The sequence below is a fragment of the Pseudomonas sp. FME51 genome (assembly GCF_014897305.1).
On record NZ_JABUYN010000005.1, the window covers coordinates 76,211 to 99,184 of the forward strand.

23 protein-coding genes are annotated in these 22,974 nt (G+C 59.3%); 14 read left to right on the forward strand and 9 right to left on the reverse strand.

Annotated features, from left to right (window positions below):
- Positions 1–4 precede the first annotated feature (4 nt).
- Both INT39_RS10465 and INT39_RS10470 read left to right on the forward strand, forming a co-directional pair.
- On the forward strand, positions 5–691 hold the full coding sequence (locus tag INT39_RS10465; RefSeq protein ID WP_193073865.1) for a hypothetical protein: 687 nt from the start codon (positions 5–7) through the stop codon (positions 689–691).
- A 2-nt stretch (positions 692–693) separates the two neighbouring features.
- A complete protein-coding gene (locus INT39_RS10470) occupies positions 694–1,275 on the forward strand; it encodes a lytic transglycosylase domain-containing protein (RefSeq protein ID WP_193073866.1) in 582 nt (193 codons plus the stop codon).
- Here the strand turns inward: INT39_RS10470 and INT39_RS10475 are convergent.
- Positions 1,272–1,712, reverse strand: a complete 441-nt coding sequence (locus tag INT39_RS10475; protein WP_193073867.1) for a TlpA family protein disulfide reductase — start codon at positions 1,710–1,712, stop codon at positions 1,272–1,274. The genes INT39_RS10470 and INT39_RS10475 overlap by 4 nt on opposite strands.
- Entirely contained in the window at positions 1,709–2,965 is a 1,257-nt protein-coding gene (locus tag INT39_RS10480) for a YihY family inner membrane protein (RefSeq protein WP_193073868.1), read from the reverse strand. Before INT39_RS10480 ends, INT39_RS10475 begins: the two co-directional genes overlap by 4 nt.
- 97 nt (positions 2,966–3,062) lie before the next feature.
- Between INT39_RS10480 and arsC the strand changes: the two genes are divergently transcribed.
- The 3 genes from arsC to INT39_RS10495 are packed head-to-tail and all read left to right on the forward strand — an operon-like array spanning position 3,063 to position 4,436.
- Complete coding sequence (gene arsC / locus INT39_RS10485; RefSeq protein ID WP_193073869.1) at positions 3,063–3,416, forward strand: arsenate reductase (glutaredoxin); 354 nt, start codon at positions 3,063–3,065, stop codon at positions 3,414–3,416.
- A complete protein-coding gene (gene wrbA / locus INT39_RS10490; RefSeq protein ID WP_193073870.1) occupies positions 3,413–4,030 on the forward strand; it encodes an NAD(P)H:quinone oxidoreductase in 618 nt (205 codons plus the stop codon). Before arsC ends, wrbA begins: the two co-directional genes overlap by 4 nt.
- Positions 4,017–4,436, forward strand: coding sequence for a DUF2069 domain-containing protein (locus INT39_RS10495; protein WP_193073871.1), 420 nt, complete (start codon positions 4,017–4,019; stop codon positions 4,434–4,436). The genes wrbA and INT39_RS10495 overlap by 14 nt, the downstream gene beginning before the upstream one ends.
- Positions 4,437–4,560: 124 nt before the next feature.
- On the opposite strand, the gene hda is transcribed toward INT39_RS10495, so the two are convergent.
- Together hda and INT39_RS10505 are read right to left on the reverse strand one after the other, a co-directional pair.
- Positions 4,561–5,274 carry a DnaA regulatory inactivator Hda gene (gene hda, locus INT39_RS10500; RefSeq protein WP_193073872.1) on the reverse strand — a complete coding sequence of 238 codons (714 nt, stop codon included), beginning with the start codon at positions 5,272–5,274 and terminating at the stop codon, positions 4,561–4,563.
- 52 nt (positions 5,275–5,326) lie between these two features.
- Positions 5,327–6,529: a DUF2066 domain-containing protein gene (locus INT39_RS10505; RefSeq protein ID WP_193073873.1), complete on the reverse strand. Its 1,203-nt coding sequence runs from the start codon at positions 6,527–6,529 to the stop codon at positions 5,327–5,329.
- A gap of 225 nt (positions 6,530–6,754) precedes the next feature.
- Here INT39_RS10505 and purM point away from each other — a divergent pair, with 225 nt between their 5' ends.
- Genes purM through INT39_RS10520 form a run of 3 tightly spaced genes read left to right on the forward strand, consistent with a single transcriptional unit; the run spans position 6,755 to position 9,245 of the window.
- The gene (purM, locus tag INT39_RS10510) at positions 6,755–7,819 is read left to right on the forward strand and encodes a phosphoribosylformylglycinamidine cyclo-ligase (RefSeq protein ID WP_193073874.1); all 1,065 of its coding nucleotides are present in this window, start codon (positions 6,755–6,757) and stop codon (positions 7,817–7,819) included.
- Positions 7,820–7,822: 3 nt separating this feature from the next.
- A complete protein-coding gene (purN, locus tag INT39_RS10515; protein WP_193073875.1) occupies positions 7,823–8,494 on the forward strand; it encodes a phosphoribosylglycinamide formyltransferase in 672 nt (223 codons plus the stop codon).
- Positions 8,487–9,245 (forward strand): DUF3108 domain-containing protein, encoded by a 759-nt coding sequence (locus INT39_RS10520; protein WP_193073876.1) that lies wholly within the window; start codon positions 8,487–8,489, stop codon positions 9,243–9,245. Before purN ends, INT39_RS10520 begins: the two co-directional genes overlap by 8 nt.
- Before the next feature lie 75 nt (positions 9,246–9,320).
- Here the strand turns inward: INT39_RS10520 and INT39_RS10525 are convergent, their stop codons facing one another.
- Positions 9,321–10,541, reverse strand: coding sequence for a 3-hydroxyacyl-CoA dehydrogenase (locus tag INT39_RS10525; protein WP_193073877.1), 1,221 nt, complete (start codon positions 10,539–10,541; stop codon positions 9,321–9,323).
- Between the two features lie 261 nt (positions 10,542–10,802).
- Here INT39_RS10525 and INT39_RS10530 point away from each other — a divergent pair, with 261 nt between their 5' ends.
- Complete coding sequence (locus INT39_RS10530; RefSeq protein WP_193073878.1) at positions 10,803–11,768, forward strand: endonuclease; 966 nt, start codon at positions 10,803–10,805, stop codon at positions 11,766–11,768.
- Positions 11,769–11,825: 57 nt separating this feature from the next.
- On the opposite strand, the gene INT39_RS10535 is transcribed toward INT39_RS10530, so the two are convergent.
- Complete coding sequence (locus INT39_RS10535; protein ID WP_193073879.1) at positions 11,826–12,698, reverse strand: YihY/virulence factor BrkB family protein; 873 nt, start codon at positions 12,696–12,698, stop codon at positions 11,826–11,828.
- Positions 12,699–12,868: 170 nt separating this feature from the next.
- On the opposite strand from INT39_RS10535, the gene INT39_RS10540 reads away from it, so the two are divergent.
- The 3 genes from INT39_RS10540 to INT39_RS10550 are packed head-to-tail and all read left to right on the forward strand — an operon-like array spanning position 12,869 to position 16,390.
- Positions 12,869–15,034, forward strand: coding sequence for a TonB-dependent receptor (locus INT39_RS10540; RefSeq protein WP_193073880.1), 2,166 nt, complete (start codon positions 12,869–12,871; stop codon positions 15,032–15,034).
- Between the two features lie 19 nt (positions 15,035–15,053).
- Positions 15,054–16,208, forward strand: coding sequence for a PepSY-associated TM helix domain-containing protein (locus INT39_RS10545; RefSeq protein WP_193073881.1), 1,155 nt, complete (start codon positions 15,054–15,056; stop codon positions 16,206–16,208).
- A 17-nt stretch (positions 16,209–16,225) separates the two neighbouring features.
- On the forward strand, positions 16,226–16,390 hold the full coding sequence (locus tag INT39_RS10550; protein ID WP_226944695.1) for a hypothetical protein: 165 nt from the start codon (positions 16,226–16,228) through the stop codon (positions 16,388–16,390).
- Positions 16,391–16,434: 44 nt separating this feature from the next.
- On the opposite strand, the gene INT39_RS10555 is transcribed toward INT39_RS10550, so the two are convergent.
- Positions 16,435–17,400: a 2-hydroxyacid dehydrogenase gene (locus INT39_RS10555; protein ID WP_193073883.1), complete on the reverse strand. Its 966-nt coding sequence runs from the start codon at positions 17,398–17,400 to the stop codon at positions 16,435–16,437.
- Positions 17,401–17,516: 116 nt separating this feature from the next.
- Here INT39_RS10555 and INT39_RS10560 point away from each other — a divergent pair, with 116 nt between their 5' ends.
- Positions 17,517–18,572: an NAD(P)-dependent alcohol dehydrogenase gene (locus INT39_RS10560; RefSeq protein WP_193073884.1), complete on the forward strand. Its 1,056-nt coding sequence runs from the start codon at positions 17,517–17,519 to the stop codon at positions 18,570–18,572.
- Between the two features lie 44 nt (positions 18,573–18,616).
- Here the strand turns inward: INT39_RS10560 and INT39_RS10565 are convergent, their stop codons facing one another.
- A complete protein-coding gene (locus INT39_RS10565) occupies positions 18,617–19,054 on the reverse strand; it encodes a CBS domain-containing protein (RefSeq protein ID WP_193073885.1) in 438 nt (145 codons plus the stop codon).
- 102 nt (positions 19,055–19,156) lie between these two features.
- The gene (locus INT39_RS10570; RefSeq protein ID WP_193074121.1) at positions 19,157–21,055 is read right to left on the reverse strand and encodes a sigma-54-dependent Fis family transcriptional regulator; all 1,899 of its coding nucleotides are present in this window, start codon (positions 21,053–21,055) and stop codon (positions 19,157–19,159) included.
- Positions 21,056–21,354: 299 nt separating this feature from the next.
- Between INT39_RS10570 and INT39_RS10575 the strand changes: the two genes are divergently transcribed.
- On the forward strand, positions 21,355–22,875 hold the full coding sequence (locus INT39_RS10575; RefSeq protein WP_193073886.1) for an aldehyde dehydrogenase family protein: 1,521 nt from the start codon (positions 21,355–21,357) through the stop codon (positions 22,873–22,875).
- Positions 22,876–22,974 lie beyond the last annotated feature (99 nt).

The window sequence follows — 22,974 nt, forward strand, 5'->3', positions numbered from 1 at the left end:
CGCTATGCGCCAACCGCTGCTGCCCTGGGCCTTATGGCTCTGCGCCGGCTTGAGTCTGACTGCCTGCAGTAGCCAGCCGCAAGTCTCCGGGGATGCGGCTGCACGGGTTGAGCGCGAGCTGATCAGCCACAATCTGCGTATCGATGTCGGCGAGCAATTGGTACTGACCTCGCCCCAGCGAACCATTCATGTGACCGAGCAGCTACTGCACCAGGTAACCGAATTCGACGCCCGGGATCAGCTGGTCAATCGTCTTGAAAGTTATCAGGCACTGCCATGGGCCAGCCAGCCGATCAGTTTGATTGCCGACGGCAAGCGATTCTCCCTGCAGACCGACCATGACGGCCTGCTGCGCCTGAATCTGTTGAGCGAACAGTTCATCGAGCTGGATTTCGAGAGTCTGCGCGTCATTCAGCTTGTTGCCCGTGCCGGACCGGCAATCGTGGCCGACCAGAACCTGCTGATCAGCCGCGAGCTGCGCTCGACCTTGCGTGAAGCAGTCAATCTGGTACATGACAACCTGGAAGAAAGCGATGTCGCGCAGTGGGTCTACCGCATCAATCGGCTTGACGCACTCGGTCTGGAGGAGGAATCCAATCAGCTGGAGAATATGCTGATGATGCTGACCATCGGCGACCCCGAATTGCAGACCGATTTTCTCCAAGCCCTGGAAAACAGCGAACGTCCCTGATCATGCCCCGTAACACATGGATTGTGTTCTGCCTGCTTCTAAGCCTCGCACCTGCCGCGATGCCATCCAATCTGACACAGCCGCCGGTCGACCCCGACCTGCGTGCATTGCTGATGCACACCGTCTCCCAGGCGGACAGCTTTGCCGATGCGTTTGATGCTGAAGTCTGGCTGCTGGACATGTCCACCCGGTTGCGCCGCTACATACCGGACGAAGCAGAACGGTTGGGCTTCCTGCAATTGGTTCATCGCGAAGCCCGACAAGCCGGCTTGAAGCCGGATCTGGTATTGGCGCTGATCCATGTGGAAAGTCTGTTCGACCGCTACGCCCTGTCCCGCGTGGGCGCTCAGGGGGTCATGCAGGTGATGCCGTTCTGGAAGAACGAACTGGGGCGCCCCGAAGACAACCTGATCGATCTGGCGACCAATCTGCGTTACGGCTGCACCATTCTGAAGTATTACCTCGATCGGGAGAAAGGCGACCTGCGCCGAGCCCTGGCGCGCTATAACGGCAGCCTCGGCAGCCACCGCTACCCGGACAAGGTGCAGGAATACTGGTATCGCTACTGGTACGTCAAGGACTAATCCAGCAGCGCCAACAATGTCTCCTCGGTCTGCGGTCCCGCCAGGCTATGCAACAGTTCACCTTCAGGATTGAAAACATAGGTGGTTGGCAGCACCTGGGGGCGCTCCAGTTCATAGCTGTCGACAAAGTCCTGGCCCATCACCGAAAACTGGATATCCATTGCCTCCGCCAGCTCACGTAGCTGGTCGCCACTGACGCCGTCATAATTGATCCCCAGCACCGCAACATGCGGATTCCCCTCCGCCAGCCGGTTGAATTCCGGCAGCTCATGGCGGCAGGGAGCGCACCACTCGGCCCAGTAATTGACCACGACCCAGCGACCGTCGAGGTCCGCACTACTGACCCGACTGCCCTGATGATCCAGCCATTCCCCCTCACCGCAGCCGACCAGCAGCAACGCAGCAGCCAGAACGCCGCCGCACAATCCCCTCTTCATGTGACTCCCCCCGTTGTGGATGTACTCTTGCCATCACCACTCAGCCAACTTTTTACGCTGCCAGCCATTATGTGGCGACGACTGTCTTCCAGCTCAACCAATGCCTCACGAATCGGTGGATACCAGACCTCGTCCCCTTGCAGCAACAGCGGCAAGGAAGCCACGCTCGGCAGGGCCTCAGGCAATGCTTCCAGCAACTCTGCCAGTTCCAGCTGCCCCAGGTCCCGGCTCAGCAGATAACCTCCCTGCTGAGCGCGAGTGATGATGCGCCGGGCTTCCAGCCAATCGGTCAACTGCAACCACAGCTCTTCCGACATGCGCCAGCCGACAACATTCACTCTGGCCAGATCCACTGTGTGGCCCTGCTGCTGCGCGCCGAGAAACACCCGCAGCAGGGCGAGCAAGTTGATCAGGCGAGGGTAGGTCGGGCGCTGCCAGGCTAAACTGCTGCCCAGATTGCATACCAACTCGGCGCCAAACAAAATGATCATCCAGCTGACGTAAATCCACAGCAAAAATAACGGAAAGGCGGCGAAGGCGCCGTAAATCAGCTGGAAGCTGGGAAACAACGCCACATACAGAGCGAAACAGGCCTTCGCCCCCTCGAACAACAGTGCCACCAACAGGCCACCGGAAAATGCATGTTTGAGCCGCACACGCGTATTGGGCACGGCCACGTAGATAAGGGTGAAGGCGGCGATACTCAGTAGCAGCGGCAACCAGCCCAACAATTGTCGCCACGCCGTGGCAAGCACCGCATCACCGGACAGGAAGGACAAAGAGGCCAGATAGGTGCTGACCACAAACCCCGCCCCCAACAACAGTGGCCCGAGACTCAGCACGGCCCAGTACAACAGGAAACTGGAAATACCGCGACGCGGATAACGGATCCGCCAGATGGCATTGAAGGCCTTCTCGATATTCAGCAACATCAGGAATGCGGTCACCATCAACACTGCGACACCGATACCGGTCAATTGCCGTGCCTGCTGGGAAAATACGCTGAGATACTCTCGTAGCGCGGCCCCGGTCGAAGGAACGAAATTATCGAAGATAAACCCCTCGATCTGACCACTGACCTGATTGAAAGCCGGTATCGCCGCAAGCATCGCATAGGTGACGGTCATCACCGGTACCACGGCAAACAGCGTGGTATAGGTCAGGGCCGCGGCATTCTTGGCGCAATTGTCTTCACCGAAACGCCGAAACAGATAGCGGCAGAAATGCCATAACAGTTGCAATCGAGGTGGCATTCAGGCTCCCTGACAGCCGATGTTTTGCTTAGAATAGCTTCCATACCCCGCCCGAGCCACAGCATGCGGGCCAAATCCCACCTGAATGGAGATCGCCATGTCCAGGGTACGCATCTACCACAACCCCCGCTGCTCCAAGTCGCGCCAGGCATTGGCGCTGTTGGAACAACAGGGCGATGAGCTGGAAGTCATCCATTACATAGATACCCCGCCCGACAGTGCCACCCTCAGCGCCCTGTTGCAACAACTCGGTCTCACCGCCCGCGAACTGATCCGCAAGGGCGAAGATACCTACAAGGAGCTGAACCTGGCCAATCCCGAACTCAGCGAAGCCGAGCTGGTTCAAGCCATGGAGGATTATCCACGGCTGATCGAACGTCCTATCGTTATTCGGGATGGCCGGGCCATCATCGCCCGCCCGCCGGAAAAAATTCTGGAGCTATACGCATGACCGCCCCCTATGTTCTGGTGCTGTATTACAGCCACAACGGCGCCACCGCTAAAATGGCCCGCCTGATCGCCGAAGGCGTCGAGCAGACGGGTTTGGAAGCACGCTTGCGCACCGTACCGAAGGTATCCGCCGAGACCCGCGTCAGCGCGCCAGAAATCCCTGACAGTGGGGCGCTGTACTGCACCGAGGACGACCTGAAAAACTGCGCCGCCCTGATACTCGGCAGTCCCACCCGGTTTGGCAACATGGCCGCGCCACTGAAATACTTCATTGATGGCACCAGCAGCCTATGGCTGTCGGGCAGCCTGTCCGGCAAGCCGGCCGCAGTATTCACCACCACCGCCAGCCTGCACGGCGGTCAGGAAAGCACCCTGCTATCAATGCAATTGCCGTTACTGCACCACGGCATGCTGCTGGTCGGCCTGCCTTACAGCGAAAGCGCGCTGACCGAAACCCGCGGTGGCGGCACACCCTATGGCGCCAGTCACCTGGCCGGCAGCGATGGTTCTCGTCCACTGGACAACCATGAAACCGCTCTGTGTCGTGCGCTCGGCAAACGCGTGACCACGATCACTCGTCAACTGCTGGCTGGGGCTACTCATGTCCAGAGCTGACAAGCCGCTGCCGCCGCTAAGCTATCTGCAACCACGGATACGCATCACTCGGGGCTTGTCCGCTCTGGCGTATGCTGGACTGCTGGGATGTCTGTTCGTCTACAACGCCTTCTTCGCAGACCTGCATGGCGCCAACCCGCTGGTGATCGGTGGTTTTCTGCTGATACCACTGCTGATCTTCCTGCCGGGGATCGTCACCGGCAACCCGCGGGTTCATGCATGGTTGTGCTTCGCCATCAATCTCTATTTCGTCTATGGTGTGCTGGCCTGCCTTCAGCCCGAGCGTCAGCTGTATGGCGCTATTCTGGTGGGGACCAGCGTGACCTACTTCATCGCCGCGCTGGGTTACGTGCGCTGGAGCTTCCAGGCGCAGCGGGTACGCTCGCTACAGCCTGCCACAGTTTGACTATGTGAACCTCCCGGGGGCCAGACTTGTGGGAGCGGGCTTGCCCGCGAAGCTTTTCAGCCAGCACCATTCGCGGCCAAGGCCGCTCCCACAAAGTGAATTGCTCTCATGCGGGCGCTATGCGTTACCAGCCCATTACCCGTTTGACGAACGGAATGGTAAGACGATGCTGGGCCTGCAGGGATGCTTGGTCCAGTTGCTCCAACGCCGCGAACAGCTCGTTCATGCCGCGCGCTCCACGACTGAGGATATAGCGCGCCACTTCATCAGGCAGCTGTAGTCCGCGGCGCTCAGCACGCAGCTTGAGCATCTGCTGCTTACCCTCGTCATCCAGCACCTGCAACTGATAGACCAACCCCCAACCCAAGCGTGATGCCAGATCTGGCAGATTGAAATCCAGCGCGCGGGGCGCTGCGGTCGCGGCGATCAACAACCGGCCCTGACGTTGCTGAATACGGTTATACAGGTGGAACAGCGCTTCTTCCCAATCATCCTGACCAGCCAGCGCGCCCAGGCCATCCAGACACAGCAGATCAAACTCTTCCATCCCCTCAAGCAACGCCGGCCCGTGGGCCATCAGCTCATCCAGCGGCAGGTACATCGCCAGACCGCCTGCTTCAGCCATCCGATGACAGGCAGCCTGAAGCAGATGCGAGCGGCCGCTGCCGGAAGGGCCCCACAGATAGACGCACAACTCTGCTGGCAGCTCCCGCGGATTGGCCAGCGACTGCAACACTGCCAGCACCCCGGCATTGGGACCGCAGAAATAGCTGTCGAAGGTGGCTTCATCCCTGAGCTTGACACCCAGAGGCAGTTGCACAGGTTGGCCTGCTGCCATCAGATCGATACCACCTTGATTGGATTGCTATGCATCGGCCCGTTTTTCATCCTTAGCCGCGCCAGCGGAAATACAGCGTTGGTATGGCCGGAGCAGCAGGCACCACAGGGGCAACCTGTTCGGGCTCCGCAGGAGGCAGAACACCAGCGCCTGCCGGTTCAGCTGCCGACTCCGGAGCTGGGTCCGACATATCCATTGATTCAGCTACGGCCGAGCTCTCATCCGTCTGCTGCTCCAAAGCACGCGGCGCCGACTCGGGTTCTGGCTCCGGTATCGGCTCGGGAATACGTTGCAGGCGCATATCGAGATTCAGCAAGCGTTCAAGCTGGGATTCATTGCCCGGAAAACGCACCTGCAGCAGTACGGTATCCCCGTCGATGGCGACTACCTTGGCTTGCTGTTGCGAGCCGAGTTGACGAACCATGCGCAGCAGACTGGAATAATCAGCGGCACTGTTGATGCCCTCGACATGCAGTTGCCAGCCGGACACGTCCTCAGCACCAGCCGCGGAAATCGAATATTGCGCAAAAACGACGTCAGCCATGCGCGTCATCAGTTCATCTGCCGCTGCATCGGCGGTGCCCGTGATACGACCGGAGCTGCTTTGATCGTTCAGCCACAGAGTCCAGTCCAATGCTGCCTGCTCACCTTGCCCGGCAATCGTCAGCACCAGCGTACCTTCTGCTGGATAACGCTCACTGGCTTCCAGCAACTCATCCCGGCTGGCTTGGCGAATCACCTGCTCATTGACCTGACTCATATCCTGCAGATCGCCCAAGGGGAAACTCAGAGCAACACCACGGTGCGTCGCGGCCTCCTTCAGCAATAGCGCCCATGGACTGACCGGGCTCATGGATCGATCTCCCAGCTCGCCAGCTTCCACTGCCCAGACCAGGATGCCCGGTCGGTTACGCCCCAGGGCCGACAGTCCAGCCTCGCGCAGCACACCGCTGAGGGCGTCAGGCTCGAATTCGATGCGGACCTTGCCATCATCGGCCGAACCGATGCGGCGCATGAGATCCTGAGGGGCTTTCAACGCAGCGGCAACAGACCCACGCTGCAGCGCGATATCGCTGCCCGCCAGCCGTTGCAGCATGACGATGGTCGCGTCACGCATCACCTCATCGCGGCTCTGGCCCTCTGCCTGCGTCAATTCCACCTGATAGAGATCATCCAGTACCGCCGCCCAGAGATTGAAAGATGCCAGGGCGGTAATACACAACAGGAGCAACCGGACTTTTTGCTTGAAACGCATGGGTAATTCCATTTGATGATGCTGCTGTATGCCCCGAAACCGGCCATGACACAGCGCTCTTAAAGCGCATACATTAAACAAGCGCTGGATCGGCGGCAACCGCAGTCATCCAAAGTCGCTCGAGCATGGTCGCGCGCGCGATGAATTGATACACTAGCGCGCTATGCCGCGACAGCCGAAAACATGACGGCCCGCCCTCTCCCTTTGATCACTCGAGACCCACGCATGAGCAGCCAAACGCCCTCCAAGCCCTCCATCAGTTACAAGGACGCCGGTGTCGATATCGACGCTGGAAACGCGCTTGTAGATCGCATCAAGCATGTCGCCAAACGTACTGCGCGCCCGGAAGTCATGGGTGGCCTGGGCGGGTTTGGTGCGCTGTGCGAAATCCCGGCAGGCTATAAGCAACCGGTACTGGTTTCTGGCACCGACGGCGTGGGCACCAAGCTGCGCCTGGCGATCGACTTGAACAAGCATGATCAAATCGGTATCGACCTGGTTGCCATGTGCGTGAACGATTTGGTGGTATGCGGTGCAGAACCCCTGTTCTTTCTCGACTACTACGCCACCGGCAAGCTGAACATTGATGTCGCCGCGCAGGTGGTTACCGGTATCGGCGCTGGTTGTGAGCTGTCTGGCTGCGCCCTGGTAGGCGGCGAAACCGCTGAAATGCCCGGCATGTATGAAGGCGACGACTACGACCTGGCCGGCTTCTGTGTAGGCGTGGTGGAAAAGGCCGAGATCATCGATGGCAGCAAGGTGCAGCCAGGCGACGTCCTGTTGGCACTGCCGTCCTCCGGCCCACACTCCAATGGCTACTCCCTGATCCGCAAGATCATCGAAGTTGCCGGCGTCGACATCAGCAACGTACAGCTCGACGGTCAACCACTGACCGACCTGCTGATGGCGCCCACGCGTATCTACGTCAAAGCCCTGCTGCAGCTGATCAAGCAAACCGGAGCGGTCAAGGCCATGGCGCACATCACTGGCGGCGGCCTGCTGGAAAACATTCCGCGTGTGCTGCCCGACAATGCCAGCGCCAGCATCGACCTGAACAGCTGGAAACGCCCAGCCGTATTCGACTGGCTGCAGGAACAGGGCAACGTTGACGAGACCGAGATGCACCGCGTACTGAACTGCGGTGTCGGCATGGTCGTCTGCGTCGGCGCAGACCAGGCCGACAACGCATTGCAGGTACTGAAAGAGGCCGGGGAGCAGCCCTGGATCATCGGCACCATCGAAACCGCCGATGCCAGCGGTGAGGCTGTTGTACTGCGTAACGGCAACTGATAGGTGAGTTGCCGCATCGTCGTATTGATCTCCGGATCAGGCAGCAACCTCCAGGCCTTCATCGATACTCTGCACGACAGACAGGCCAACATCGTCGCGGTGATTTCCAACCGCGACGATGCCTTCGGGCTGGAGCGTGCCGCCAAGGCCGGCATTCCCACCGCGGTGCTCAACCACCGCGCATTTTCTGATCGGGCCAGCTATGATCAGGCGCTCGCAGCCATGATCAATACGCATGCCCCGGACCTGGTGATACTGGCCGGCTTCATGCGCATTCTCACCGCCGAGTTCGCCCATCACTATCAGGGGCGACTGTTGAATATTCATCCGTCGCTGCTGCCCAAGTACCCGGGACTGCACACTCATCAGCGTGCGCTGGAGGCAGGTGATCTCGAGCATGGCGCCACGGTGCATTTTGTCACTGAAGAGCTCGACGGCGGCCCCGCCATCCTGCAGTCACATGTGCCCATCCTCGCCGATGACACCCCAGAGTCGCTCGCCGAGCGTGTTCGCCATACAGAGCACAGTCTCTACCCGCTGGCTGCTATGCTGTATGCCAACGGTCGCCTGCGACTGCTGGATGGCCGAGCCTGCCTGGATGGTAAACCCCTGGCTCCGTGCGGCCTCAGGCTGGATCAATTCGAAACCGACACGCGAGGTCATTTCAATGATTGACAGCAGTTCGCTCTTGTTCCGCCGGCCCGGCCGCTGGCTGGCGGCGGCCGTTCTGGCACTTGGCAGTAGCCTGGTGAGTGCCCAGCCACTGGTTCCCTTCAGCGCCAGCTACGCTGCTGATATGAAGAAGATCCCAGTCAATGGCGAAGCCACGCACAGCCTGCAAGCCAACCCTGACGGTACCTGGACGCTCTCCTTCCAAGCCGGAATGTTTGTCGCCAGGCTGACCGAAGAGAGCCTGCTCCGGCTGGACAATGAACAACTGGTCCCGCTCAGCTATCGCTATGAACGCAAAGGCCTGGGCCGTGGTCGCTTGACCACTCAGAACTTCGATTGGGAAGCAGGGGTTGTCACCGGTGAGCACAAGAAGGAAGCCTTCAGCCTGCCAACCGAACCCGGATTGCTCGACCGCACAACCTATCAACTTGCCCTGCAGCGCGACCTCATGGCCGGCAAAACGGAAATGCGCTATCGCGTCGCGGATGAGGATGAAATCGAAGAGTACCGCTTTCGGGTAACCGGCGAAAAACGCGTTACCACGCGTGCCGGCCAATTCGACGCTGTGGAAGTCGAGCGTGTACGCGAGCCCGGCGCCAAACGTGAAACCACCTTGTGGTTCGCCAAAGACTGGCAATATCTGCTGGTCCGCCTGAGTCAGATCGAAACCGATGGGCAGCATTATCAGATCATGCTCAAGGAAGCGACGCTGGATGGCGAGCCGGTGACAGGTAATCCGGTCACCAGTAACTGAGGTAGACCAGCCTGTACGGCGGGTCTCAGGGTAGTCGCGCACCGACGCCATAACGGCAGTCGGTGCGGTAGTGGCTCAGCCGATGAACTTTTCACCCGCTTCAGCACGCTTAACCAACCCGGCAGCCGGCTTCCAGAACTCGCCCTGGCTGGCTTCCAGTTCGCGAATCTGCTGCAGAACCACATCCAGCCCCAGACTATCGGCATAGGCCATCGGCCCGCCACGCTCGGCCGGGAAACCATAGCCAAAGCGGTAGACGCGATCGATGTCTTCCGGACTTTCAGCAAAACCTTCATCCAGAATGCGCGCGCCTTCATTGACCAGTGCCAGAATACAACGCTGAACGACTTCCTCGTTACCGACCTCGCGCTGGGTGTAACCCGCCTCTTCAGCCACTTCACGGGCCATCATGTCGGTTTCCGGATCATGGATCGCCTGGCGGCTGCCCGGCTCGTAACGATAGAAGCCATGGCCGCTCTTCTGACCGAAACGCTCCATTTCACACAGACGGTTGTCCAGCCAGACAATCGGCTCGCCACGCCCCAGGCCCGCCAACTGCCGGGAGCGCCAGCCCAGATCGACACCAACCACGTCATACATGCGGTACGGGCCCATTGCCATGCCGAAGCCCTGCAGCGCCTGATCCACCTGCCAGGGCGTAGCACCTTCCAACACCACTTCGCGGGACTGACGAGAATACATCGACAGCATCCGGTTGCCGATGAAGCCATGGCAGTTGCCGGCCAGTACTGCTTCCTTGCCGATCTTGCTGCCGACCGCCAGGCAGGTATCCATCACATCCTGAGCGGTGGCTTTACCACGTACCACTTCCAGCAGTTTCATGATGTGCGCCGGGCTGAAGAAGTGCAGGCCCAGCACCTGTGCCGGCCGCTTGGTAGCGGAGGCGATTTCGTCGATATCCAGATAGGAGGTATTGGTCGCCAGAATCGCGGAAGGCTTCACCGCCTTGTCCAGCTCGGCAAAGATGGTTTTTTTCAGATCCATGTTTTCATAGACAGCTTCGACCACCAGATCCATATCGGCCAACGCCGCGTAATCCTGGGTTGTGGAGATGCGCTGCAGACGGGCTTGAGCCTCGGCATCATCGAAACGCTGCTGGGCGACGGAGCGCTTGTAGACACTGGCGATATCAACCAGCCCCTTCTCCAGCATCTCGGCATTCACATCCAGCCAGACCACCGGATAACCTGCATTGACGAAGTTCATGACGATGCCACGGCCCATGGTGCCGGCACCGATCACACCTACCTGTTTGACGTCTTCAAACGAAGCCATATTGCTTCTCCAGAGTTTGTATTTGTACGCCGGGCAAGGGTGTAAAAACGCCTGCCGGCATGGACTGAACGGACCAATACATTACGCAAAAGACCCGACGATGAAAAACGAAACCCGCCAATAACCGGCATTCATGTTGTGAATACGCATGGGCGTGAAAAAGTGTCTCGGTACCGAGACGCGACTGCTCTGGGACGGCGTTTCCGCTACAATAGCCGCGCAGTATCGGATCCCCCGGTTCTCATTGCTATAAGTCGTTCAATGTCCAGATCCTTTCGTACCGTTGCGCTGTGCCTGTTTGTCTGCCTGTTCCACTCCGCTCTCCTATCCGCCGCACCTGCCACCTTCGAAGCAGCCAAAACGCAGGCTCGGCAGCAGGTCTATCATGACCGCAACGATGATGGCACCTTCTATTGTGGCTGCACCTGGGAATGGGTCGGGCGCTCAGGCGGCAAAGTGGATCATCAAAGCTGCGGCTACCAAACCCGCGCCCAGCCCAACCGCGCCACGCGTATTGAATGGGAGCACATAGTCCCCGCCTCTCTGTTCGGTCAGCAGCGTCAATGCTGGCAACAGGGCGGACGCAGCAATTGCAAGAAGAGCGACCCGGCATTCAATGTCATGGAAGCTGACCTGCACAACCTCACCCCTGCCATCGGAGAGACCAACGCCGACCGCAGCAACTTCCGCTTCGGCGTCCTGCCCGGCACCGACTACCGTCATGGTCAGTGTGACTTCAAGGTGGAGTTTTCCGATCGGCTGGTCGAGCCGCGCGATGCGGTGAAAGGGCAGATCGCCCGGGTCTGGTTCTATATGCATGATCACTACAATCTGAACATGGCCACCCAGCAACAGCGCCTGATGATGGCCTGGGATCGGCAATATCCACCAACACCGTGGGAGCTGGAACGCAACCAGCGCATCGGTCGCTTGATGGGGCATGAAAACCTGTTCATAACCGGCGAGCGACAATGGCATCTGAATCATCGGAACAGCGGCGATGGACTGCGCCCCGCTTCGTCGTCTCGGGCACCGGCCAGCCCCGCTCCCGCCGCCACACGGGCAGCACAGGCAGAGCGGATCATCGGCAACCAGAACAGCAAGGTCTATCACCTACCCCAGGGCTGCCCCAGTTACCATCAGGTCAGCAATCGCAACATACGCTGGTTTGACAGCGAAGCCGAAGCACAGAAACAAGGCTATCGCAAGGCAGGAAATTGCCGCTGATCACCCTTCGATGAAAAGTGGCCAGAGGGTTATCAGCATCTCTGGCCACCTGCTCGATCACGAAATCTCCTTTTCCCCTTCGTCCTTGCCTTCCACTGATAGATGCTCGATCACCGCATTGAGCTCCGCGCCCAACAACAACACGGCAGCGGTAATGTAGAAATACAACAGCAGGACGATGATGGCGCCGATGCTGCCATAGGTCGCGTTGTAATCCGCGAAACTCTGCACATAGATACCAAAACCCACCGAAGCAGCCAGCCAGACGATAACGGCTACTACAGAACCGGGCGTGATAAAGCGAAACTCTTGCTCGACGTCGGGCATGACGTAGTACATCAGCGCCACCGCAAGCATCAGCAGCAGGATCGCCACCGGCCAGCGCAACCAGCTCCACAGAACGACCAATAACTCCTCCAGGCCGATCTGTGCGGCCAGCCAGGTCATGACCTGCGGCCCCAGCGTCATGAAGCCTGCAGCCAGCAACAGCATGATGGCGATACCTATGGTGTAGAGCACCGACAGGATGAACAGCTTCCAGCTGGGGCGCCCTTCCCTGACGTCATATGCCTTGTTCATTGCATTCATCAGCGAGCGCACACCGATCGATGCCGTCCACAGGGCAAGCAATATACCGAAGGACAGAAGCCCACCCTGGCTCTGCTGCAACTGATCAATTACCGGATTCACCTGCTCCATCGCCACCGGCGGCAATACCATCGCCGCCTGGGCGCGCAGCCAATCAAAGAAGTCCGGCAAATTCAGAAAACCGAGCACAGCCATGAGAAACAGCACGAAGGGAAAGATGGAAAACAAAGCGCGGTATGCCAGCGCGGCGGCATAGGTGGACATATCGTCATCACTGAATTCCTTCGCCGTTCGCTTCAGAACGGTGAAAGCCCCGGCGTTGCGCAGTTTCAAAAATGACATGGTATCCCTTGGCAATGTACCCATTATCTGGGACGCCCTGAGTGAGCAAAAGTTTGCCCTGCGTGGATCGAACTGACCGCGAAGGTAAGTGTAGCAATTTATTACAAACTGAAATTATAATGATAAGGATTTACATTAGCATACAACCACTATACCAAGAGCCTACCGCCATGCACCTAGTTCGGTTGCCCCTGACCGCCCTCTCACTGTCCCTCGTTTTCCATTCCCATGCGACCCTCGCGCAGGACAACAACGGTGCTGACGCCCCTTTGGCATTACCCTCAACGGAAGTTCGTGCCAGCGCCGATGCATCCGCTGATGGTCTGCCGTCCGCCTACGCTGGCGGTCAGGTCGCACGCGGCGGCCGAGTCGGCCTGCTGGGTAATCAGGACAATATGGAAACCCCTTTCCAGCTGACCAGCTTCACACAGATGCTGATTCAGGATCAGCAGGCAGCCAGCGTTGCCGACATCGTCGAGAATGACCCGGCAGTGCGCACGGCGCGAGGCTTCGGTAACTTTCAGCAGGTGTATATGGTTCGCGGCCTGCCGATCTTTTCTGACGACATGTCCTACAACGGTCTGTACGGCTTATTGCCCAGACAGTATCTGGACGCAGAACTGATCGAGCGGGTGGAGGTGCTGCGGGGCGCCAACGCCTTTCTCAATGGGGCCGCACCCGGCGGCAGCGGCTTGGGTGGCGCTATCAACATAGTGCCCAAGCGCGCACCTAACCAGCCGTTGAATCAGATTACCACCGGGGTGCGCTCCGGCGGCCAAGGCTATTTGACCGGCGATTTCGCCCGGCGCCTGGCCGACGATCGCATCGGTGTACGGCTCAATTTCGCCCGCCGCGATGGTGATACCGCTGTCGATGGCGAGTCCAATGAGTTGAGCATGCTTGCCCTGGGCCTCGACTACCGCGGCGAGCGTTTGCGCATTTCCGCCGATCTGGGGCACCAGGATCACCAACTGGACGATATCCAGCCGGCGATCAGTATCGCTCCCGGGGTGAATATTCCATCCGTGCCCGATGCCAGCAAAAGCATTGCCCAGCCCTGGACCTTCTCCAATGCACGTGACACCTTCGGTACCCTGCGCGCCGAGTATGACTTCAATGACTACATTACCGGTTGGGCGGCAGCGGGTATGCGCGACGGTGATGAATCCGGTTCCTTCTCTGAACCCACAGTAAACAATGCCAACGGCGACAGCACCGCCAATCGTTTCAGCAACGTGCGCGAAGATACCGTCAAAACCGGCGAAATCGGCGTGCGCGGCCAGTTCAATACCGGTAGCGTCGGCCATACGGTGAGTCTGTCCAGCTCCATATTCCGCATGGACTCGCGCAATGCCTACGAATTTTCCGATTTCGGTGGCTTCCCGGGGAATATATACCAGCCGGTGGATGTGCCCGTACCACCGCCGGTATTGATTGGTGGCAGCTTCGATCACCCGTTGGTCACTGACGAAACCAGAACTTCCAGCGTCGCTCTGGCCGATGTCCTGTCTTTCATGGATGAACGCCTGCAGATCACCCTGGGAGCGCGGTATCAGAAAATCCGCAGCTATGGCTATGACTACAACAGCGGTGCACGCACGGCTGCCTACTCGGAAAGTGAAATCACCCCGGTGGCCGGCGTGCTGTATCGCCTGACCCCGGAACTGTCGATCTACGCCAATCACATCGAAGGCCTGGTCAAGGGCGATGTCGCACCCGCCACCTCCAATGGAGCGCCAGTGGATAACGCAGGCGAGATCCTGACACCCTACAAGACCCGACAGAACGAAGTGGGCATGAAATACGACGGCGGGCGTATCGGCGGCAGTCTGGGCGTCTACCAGAGCCGCAAGCAGATGGCAGGTATCGAAGATGGGGTTTTCGGCGTCATTGGCCACCAGCGCAACCGCGGACTGGAGTTGTCATTGTATGGCCAGGCCACGCCGCAGCTGTCGATCCTCGGCGGGGTCAGCCTGCTGGACAGTGATGTGGAAGGCAACGACGCCATTGGCGCACCAAAAGTGCAGGCCAACCTCGGCGTCGACTGGATGGTCCCTGCCGTCAGCGGCCTCGCGCTGGATGCCCGCGCCATTCATACCGGCAGCCAATATGCCGACACCGACAACCAGCAGCAGCTGCCCTCTTGGACCCGCTTTGATGCCGGCGTACGTTACAGCCTGCTGCTCGACGGTGATCAGCAGCTGACCCTGCGCGCCCGAGTGGAAAACCTGGCAGACAAGGAGTATTGGGCCACGGCCGGTGGCTATCCCGGTGATGGATCGCTGATCATCGGCGCACCACGCACCTTTATCCTGTCCAGCACGCTGGACTTCTGAAACCGCGCGGAGCGCATTGATGTCTGTCCGATCCATGAAAATCTGGTCCTGGCTGCATACCTGGACCAGCCTCATCTGCACCCTGTTCATGCTGCTGTTATGTCTGACCGGCCTGCCGCTGATCTTCCATCATGAAATCGGCCATCTGCTGGGTACCGAGATCGAAGCCCCCGAGATGCCGGAGGACACCCCGCATATCAGCCTCGACAAGGTGATGCAGATTGGTGAAGCCCGGCACCCTGGTCAGGGCGGCATGTTCATCTCCCGTGAACCCGATGATGACCGGGTCTGGTATCTGACCATGTCCGATACGCCCACCTCCACCAGCGGACTGCATCAGGTGGCGATTGATGCCCGCACCGGTGACATCCTCGGAGAGCCGCAGCTGGAGAGTGGTTTCATGTATATCATCAACTCGCTGCATATCGACCTGTTCGCCGGTCTGCCGGGCATGCTGTTTCTCGGCCTGATGGGCGTATTGCTGCTGATTTCACTGATATCCGGCGCCGTGTTGTACGCCCCGTTCATGCAGAAGCTCGCCTTCGGTGAGGTTCGACGCCAGCGCACCACCCGGCTCAAATGGCTGGACTTGCATAACCTGCTGGGCATAGTCACCCTGGTGTGGTTTCTGGTGGTCGGCGGCACCGGCGTGCTCAACGCCTGGGCCGATCTGATCGTCAAGGCCTGGCAGAATGATCAACTCAGCACCATGCTCGAACCCTATCAGGGCAAACAGCCACCGCAGCAACTCGGCTCGCTGGAAGCCGCCGTGCAATCGGCGCGGGGCTATCTGCCGGACATGCAGATCCAGTTCGTCGCTTTCCCGGGCACCAGCTTCTCCAGCCCTCACCACTACGGCGTGTTCATGCACGGCAACCAGGCGCTGACTGCACACCTGTCGCAACCGGTACTGATCGATGCCAGCACCTCGCAGGTCACCGACAGCCGTCCGCTGCCCTGGTACTTCACCGCCCTGCAATTATCACGACCACTGCACTTCGGTGATTACGGCGGCAAAACGCTGCAGATCATCTGGGCGGTACTGGATGTCATCACCATCATCCTGCTGGGTAGCGGGCTGTATCTGTGGCTGGCCAAGCGCAGCAGGCGTAAAGCCGGGACAGCCAGCAACGCCCGCACCGGGTTGAACTCCACATCAGAAACAAGGCAATGAGGATGAAGACCACGCAAATGAGAACCTGGCTATGGCCATTGCTGTTCGGTCTCATCAGTGCCGCGGGACTGATCGTCGCCCTGCTCGGTGATGGCTGGTATGACGTGCTTTCCTGTGTGGCGCTAGGCCTGGTGGCTGCGGCCTGCATCTGGCTGGGTACCGTGGCCAGACCGGCGCCATGAGCGGAACTGGTCTGGGCCGGCCTGGCTGGCCTGGAGCAACTCGATCAGACCGCCCTCACCTGAGGATTAACCATATGCAGTGGCGTTTCTCCCAGCAGAGCCTGCTCGAGATTCTGCACTGCCAACTCAGCCATGGCCCGACGGGTCTCATGGGTGGCCGAACCTATGTGCGGCACACAAACCAGATTATTCAATCCAAACAGCGGCGAGTCGGCTAACGGCTCCTGCTCGTACACATCCAGGCCCGCGGCACGAATTTGCCCGGTACTCAGCGCTTCAACCAGCGCGGCCTCATCAAGGATCGGGCCACGCGCCACGTTCACCAGGATGGCACTGGACTTCATCAGGCCCAGCTCACGCTGCCCGATCAGTCGGTGAGTGTGCTCGTTGAGAGGCACCACAACACAGACGAAATCAGACTCGGACAATAACGTATCCATATCCCGGAAGGCAGCGCCCAGCTCCTGCTCCAGTGCCGGTTTGGGACTGTTGCTGGTGTACAGCACCCGCATACCGAAACCGAAACGCCCACGCCGTGCTATCGCTGCGCCGATATTGCCCAGTCCGATGATCCCCAGCGTCTTGCCATACATATCGCAGCCGAAATGCTCCGGCCCCAGCGCCCCACGCCAGTTACCCGCGCGCAGCCAGCCATCCAGCTCGACAATTCGCCGCGCTGCGCTGAGCATCAAGGTCACAGCCAGGTCGGCGGTGGTCTCGGTCAGCACATCGGGTGTATTGGTCAGCAACACGCCGCACTCATTCAGGTAATCGAGATCGTAGTTGTCATAGCCTACTGAGATACTCGACACTACTTCCAGCCCCACCGCTGCAGCCAGTTGCGTGCGCCCAAGCTGCCAGCCGGCACCGATCAACCCATGCACTGGCCCTGCCGCCAGCGCCTCAGGCAGATCGGCAGACGAAGCGAGCTGCACGACATTGAAACTGGCTGCCAGTCGGTCGACCAGATCAGGAGCAAGACGGTTGAACACCACTACGTTCTTTTTCATTGGCATGCGCCCATATTGAATAGGGAACCCGGAGTATAACCGCTCCCCCTTTCAGCTGGGCTTGGCCTATCCTAGGGTCTGTTGCGCTACCAAACATCGGCACAGGAGTATTTTTGATGATCAAGACCCGCGGATATGCCGCACTGAACGGCGACCAACCCTTGCAACCCTTTGATTTCGAGCGCCGGGCGCCCGCTCCGCAGGACGTGCAGATCGATATTCTGTACTGCGGCGTCTGCCACTCCGACCTGCATACCGCCCGCAACGAATGGGGTAATACCCTGTTCCCGTCGGTACCCGGCCATGAAATCGTCGGTCGTGTAGCGGCAATCGGCAGTGCGGTGGACAAATTCCAGGTCGGTGATCTGGTCGGCGTTGGCTGCATGATCGACAGCTGCCAGCATTGCCCGTCCTGCGCCGAAGGGCTGGAACAGTTCTGCGACAATGGTTTTACCGGAACCTATAACGGGTCCGCCTTCGGTGGGCAGGAAAATACCTACGGCGGTTATGCCAACAACATCGTTGTGCGCCAGGAATTTGTACTGAAAATCTCCCATACGGATAACCTCGCCGCAGTTGCACCACTGCTGTGTGCAGGTATCACCACCTATTCCCCGCTGCGTCATTGGAGCGTCGGACCCGGGCAGAAAGTCGGTGTGGTCGGCCTGGGTGGCCTCGGGCACATGGGCGTGAAGATTGCCCGGGCCATGGGCGCGCAGGTGGTACTGATCACCACTTCACCGGACAAGAGCGCGGATGGCCTGCGACTCGGCGCCGAAGAGGTGATCATCTCCACCGATCCGCAACAGATGGCGGCGGCACGCAACAGCCTGGATTTTATCCTCAACACGGTCGCTGCCCCACATGACCTGGATGCCTTGCTCGCGCTGCTCAAACGCGACGGCACCATGACCCTGGTCGGCGCCCCGGCAGACCCCCACCCCGCGCCGGATGTGTTCAGCCTCATCTTCAAACGACGCAAGCTTGCCGGCTCGCTGATTGGCGGGATTCAGGAAACGCAGGAGATGCTGGATTTCTGTGCCGAGCACGGCATCGTCTCGGATATCGAACTGATTCCAATGGAAGGGATCAATGATGCTTATGAACGCATGCTCCAGGGCGATGTGCGCTATCGATTCGTGATCGACATGGCCAGCCTGGCAAACAACTGAAGCAGACCGCTGCGCGTCACCGGATGGCTGACGCGCAGCGGGATTCAGACCTCGCCGCGGATGTATTGCTCCAGTTGCTGGATCAGCTCTTGTTGTTCGGCGATGGTTTCCTTGACCAGGTCACCGATGGAGACCAGCCCTACCAGTTGCCCCTCCTCCACAACCGGCAGGTGGCGCAGGTGGCGGTCGGTGATCAGCGACAGGCACTCGGACACGCTCTGTTTCGGCGTCACCGTCGTCACCGGTCTGCTCATGATTTCATGAACCATGGTGCCAACCGAAGCCCGCCCCTTGAGTACACACTTACGCGTATAATCACGCTCGCTGAGCACGCCCACCACCTTACCGTTCTCGGTCACCGGCAGCGCGCCGATATTGTGCTCTGCCATCAGCTGCAGGGCACTGAGTACGGTATCGCCCACTTCGATGGTGTGTACCTGCTGAATCGTCTTGGTCTGGATAACCTGTGCCACGGTTCTCATGCCATTCTCCTGTTTTTATCCGCTGGACAAGTAGTCCTCAGGCAAGAATCAACCAAATTGCTGAACAAGGCAAAAAAAGCCCTCCATGGCTTCGATTACGCTTCAGACCCGAGTAATGCCGTGCCGGCGTAGCTTCCGATACAGAGTATTCCGGCTGATTCCCAACTGCTCGGCGCAGCGGCTGACATGCCAGCAGTGCTGCTCCAATATCTTGAGCAGCGCATCCCGCTCGGCGGTCTGCAAGGGAAGCGCCGGCGCCTCGTTCAGCGGGCCGAGCGGAGGATTGCGCAACGCCGCCGGCAGGTCGCCGAGACTGATCAGCGCACCATCACACAAAGCAACCAGAGTACGCAGAGTATTGCGCAACTGACGCACGTTACCCGGCCATGCATGGGCCAATAATGCCTCACGAGCGGGCGGTTCCAGTCGCAGCTCGTAGCCCTGACTCTCCAAACGCAGCAGGTGATCCAGCAACTCGCCCTTGTCGCTGCGCTCACGCAGCGGCGGCATGTTCAGAGCGAGACCATTGAGGCGGTAATACAGGTCCTCGCGAAACTCGCCGGTCGCCACCCGTTCATGCAGATCGCGGTGGGTAGCGCTGATCAGCCGCAGGTTGACGGCCACTGGCTCGCCACCAATCGGCTCCACCTGGCGCTCTTCCAGCACACGCAGCAATCGGGTTTGCAGCATCAGCGGCATATCACCGATTTCATCAAGAAACAGAGTACCGCCATCGGCCTGCAACAAGCGTCCACGCATACCTTCCCTGCGCGCACCGGTAAAGCTGCCGCCGCGGTAACCGAACAGCTCACTTTCGATCAGGTTCTCTGGAATGGCCGCACAATTCAGGGCAACAAAAGGTTTACCGCTGCGTGAGCAGGCCTGATGTATCGCCTTGGCAAAAACCTCCTTACCGGAGCCGGTCTCGCCCTGCAGCAACAGCGGAACATCGCGCTCATAGACTCGCAGCGCTCTGGCAAAATCCAGCCGCAGTCCGGCATCACCCAGGCAGACTTCCTCACGCTGTGGCATGCCCGCTGGAGATACCGCGCCACGCTGCAAACGCAATCCATCGCCTCGTAGCTGTGCATGCAGAATGCGGCCATTACTGGCATACAACTGCCAGCTGGCTGCCGGCTGGCGACTGGCGCGTTGCAACAACTGATCCAGACGAATATCGAACAGTGTTTCGACAGACTGGCCCAACAGTTGCTCACGGGACGCGCCAAGCAAGTTCAGCGCACTTTGATTCAGCGCCACCACTCGGCCATCCGCACCGAACGCCAGCAGCCCTTCGCTGAGGCTGCCGACAAAATCTGCCTGGCCATGGAAGCGCAACAGATAGTCATGTTCAAATTGCCGCAGAAAATAGCTGCCCTCAATCAGTTTGGCCGACAGGTTGACCAGGGCCATGGTATGAAACTGACTCTGACGACTCATACTGTTTCGGGCCGAGGATACGTCGAGTATGGCCAACAGTTCACCATGAGTATCGAATACCGGGCTGGCTGAACAGGTGAGAATGGTATGGTCGGCGCGGAAATGTTCGCTCTGGTGGATGGTCATGGCTTGCCGTTCGACCACGCATGTACCGATGCCGTTGGTACCTTCGCAGGCTTCGCTCCAGTCCGCACCGAGCCAGAGTCCGGCCCGCTCGAAAGTGCGCTGTTCGGCCTCGCTGGTGACCCGATTGAGGATCACTCCCCGGGCATCGGTGAGCAATACAGCATGCCCCGAACCGGCCAGCTGTTGATGCAGGTTGCTCATTTCGCCGTTAGCAATTTCCAGAACCCTATGTAGTCGCTCACGGCGCTCAATCATGGAGGCATGTTCAAGCACCGACGGCCCTGCACTTTTCGCGGGGTCCAGCTGATGCTGTTCCAGGCAGCGCAACCAGGAGCGCGCGACCGATGGATCGGTGATCTGACTAAAGGGCGACAGGTCGCCCCGAGCAACCGTCAATACCTGCTGGGCATGGCGGCTGGCGTGGGAGCTCTGCATTATTCTTTTCTCCACCTTGGGGATGGCGCCGGGGCGCTGCAATCCAAAACGCGATGCGTTCAGCATCCTCCAGCTCATAATCTATTGCAATACCCGGACCAAGCGCCGATCAGCGACCGCCCCAAACCTGTGACACTTTGTCACGCCACGCGTGCCATAGCTGTGACAACAGCTTCTCCTCTCGTCTCCCTTAAATACATCAACCTGTTGTTATTCAATGCTTTCCTGGTTCTGGCCCACCCCTTGCTATGTATATCTCACGCATTGTTCCAATAAACACAAGAGCCAGGAGATACACCATGCGCTATGCCCAACCCGGAACCGACGGCGCCATCGTTTCCTTTAAATCCCGCTACGGAAATTACATCGGCGGCGAATTCGTCGCCCCGCTCAAGGGGGAATATTTCACCAACACCTCACCCGTCAATGGCCAGGTCATCGCCGAGTTTCCCCGTTCCGGCGCCGAAGATGTGAACAAGGCTCTGGATGCGGCACATGCCGCCGCCGACGCCTGGGGTAAAACGTCGGCCCAGGACCGTGCCATGGCGCTCCTGAAGATTGCCGACCGCATCGAGCAGAATCTCGAGCTGCTCGCCGTCACCGAAACATGGGACAACGGCAAGGCGGTACGCGAGACCCTGAACGCCGACGTGCCCCTGGCCGCCGACCACTTCCGCTACTTTGCTGGCTGCATCCGAGCCCAGGAAGGCAGCGCTGCCGAGATCAACGAACACACCGCCGCCTACCACTTCCACGAACCCCTGGGTGTGGTCGGGCAGATCATCCCCTGGAACTTCCCCCTGCTGATGGCTGCCTGGAAGCTCGCCCCGGCTCTGGCTGCAGGCAACTGCGTGATACTCAAGCCCGCTGAACAGACCCCGCTGTCGATCACCATATTCGCCGAACTGGTCGGCGACCTGCTGCCACCGGGCGTACTCAACATCGTCCAGGGCTTTGGTCGTGAAGCCGGCGAAGCCTTGGCCACCAGCCCTCGGATCGCCAAGATTGCCTTCACCGGTTCCACTCCGGTGGGTTCGCAAATCATGAAATTCGCGGCGGAGAACATCATCCCCAGCACGGTCGAGCTGGGCGGCAAGTCGCCGAATATTTTCTTCGAAGACATCATGCAGGCCGAGCCCAGCTTTATTGAAAAGGCCGCTGAAGGTCTGGTGCTGGCCTTCTTCAACCAGGGCGAAGTCTGCACCTGCCCCTCCCGGGCCCTGGTTCAGGAATCGATTTACGAGCCGTTCATGGCCGAAGTGATGAAGAAGATTCAGAAAATCAAGCGCGGTGATCCGCTGGATACCGAAACCATGGTCGGCGCCCAGGCTTCCGAACAGCAGTTCGACAAGATCCTCTCCTATCTGGAGATCGCCCGGGAAGAAGGTGCGCAAGTGCTCACCGGCGGCGCGCTGGAAAAACTTGAAGGCAATCTGTCCACCGGTTATTACATCCAGCCGACCCTGCTCAAGGGCCACAACAAAATGCGCGTATTCCAGGAGGAAATCTTCGGCCCGGTGGTCGGCGTGACCACCTTCAAGGACGAAGCCGAGGCCTTGGCGATTGCCAACGACACCGAGTTTGGACTGGGCGCTGGCTTGTGGACTCGCGACATCAACCGTGCCTACCGCATGGGCCGGGCGATCAAGGCCGGTCGAGTGTGGACTAACTGCTACCACATGTACCCAGCCCACGCCGCATTCGGTGGCTACAAGAAGTCCGGTGTCGGCCGTGAAACCCACAAAATGATGCTCGATCACTACCAGCAGACCAAGAACCTGCTGATCAGCTACAGCACCGAACCCCAGGGCTTTTTCTAGTAATCCACGAGCTATCTCTGCGCGCGACAAGCTGTAAGCAAGGCATTTGCCTTTCTTGCGGCTTGCAGCGTTCGGCTTGCAAAAACCGCTGACCAAACC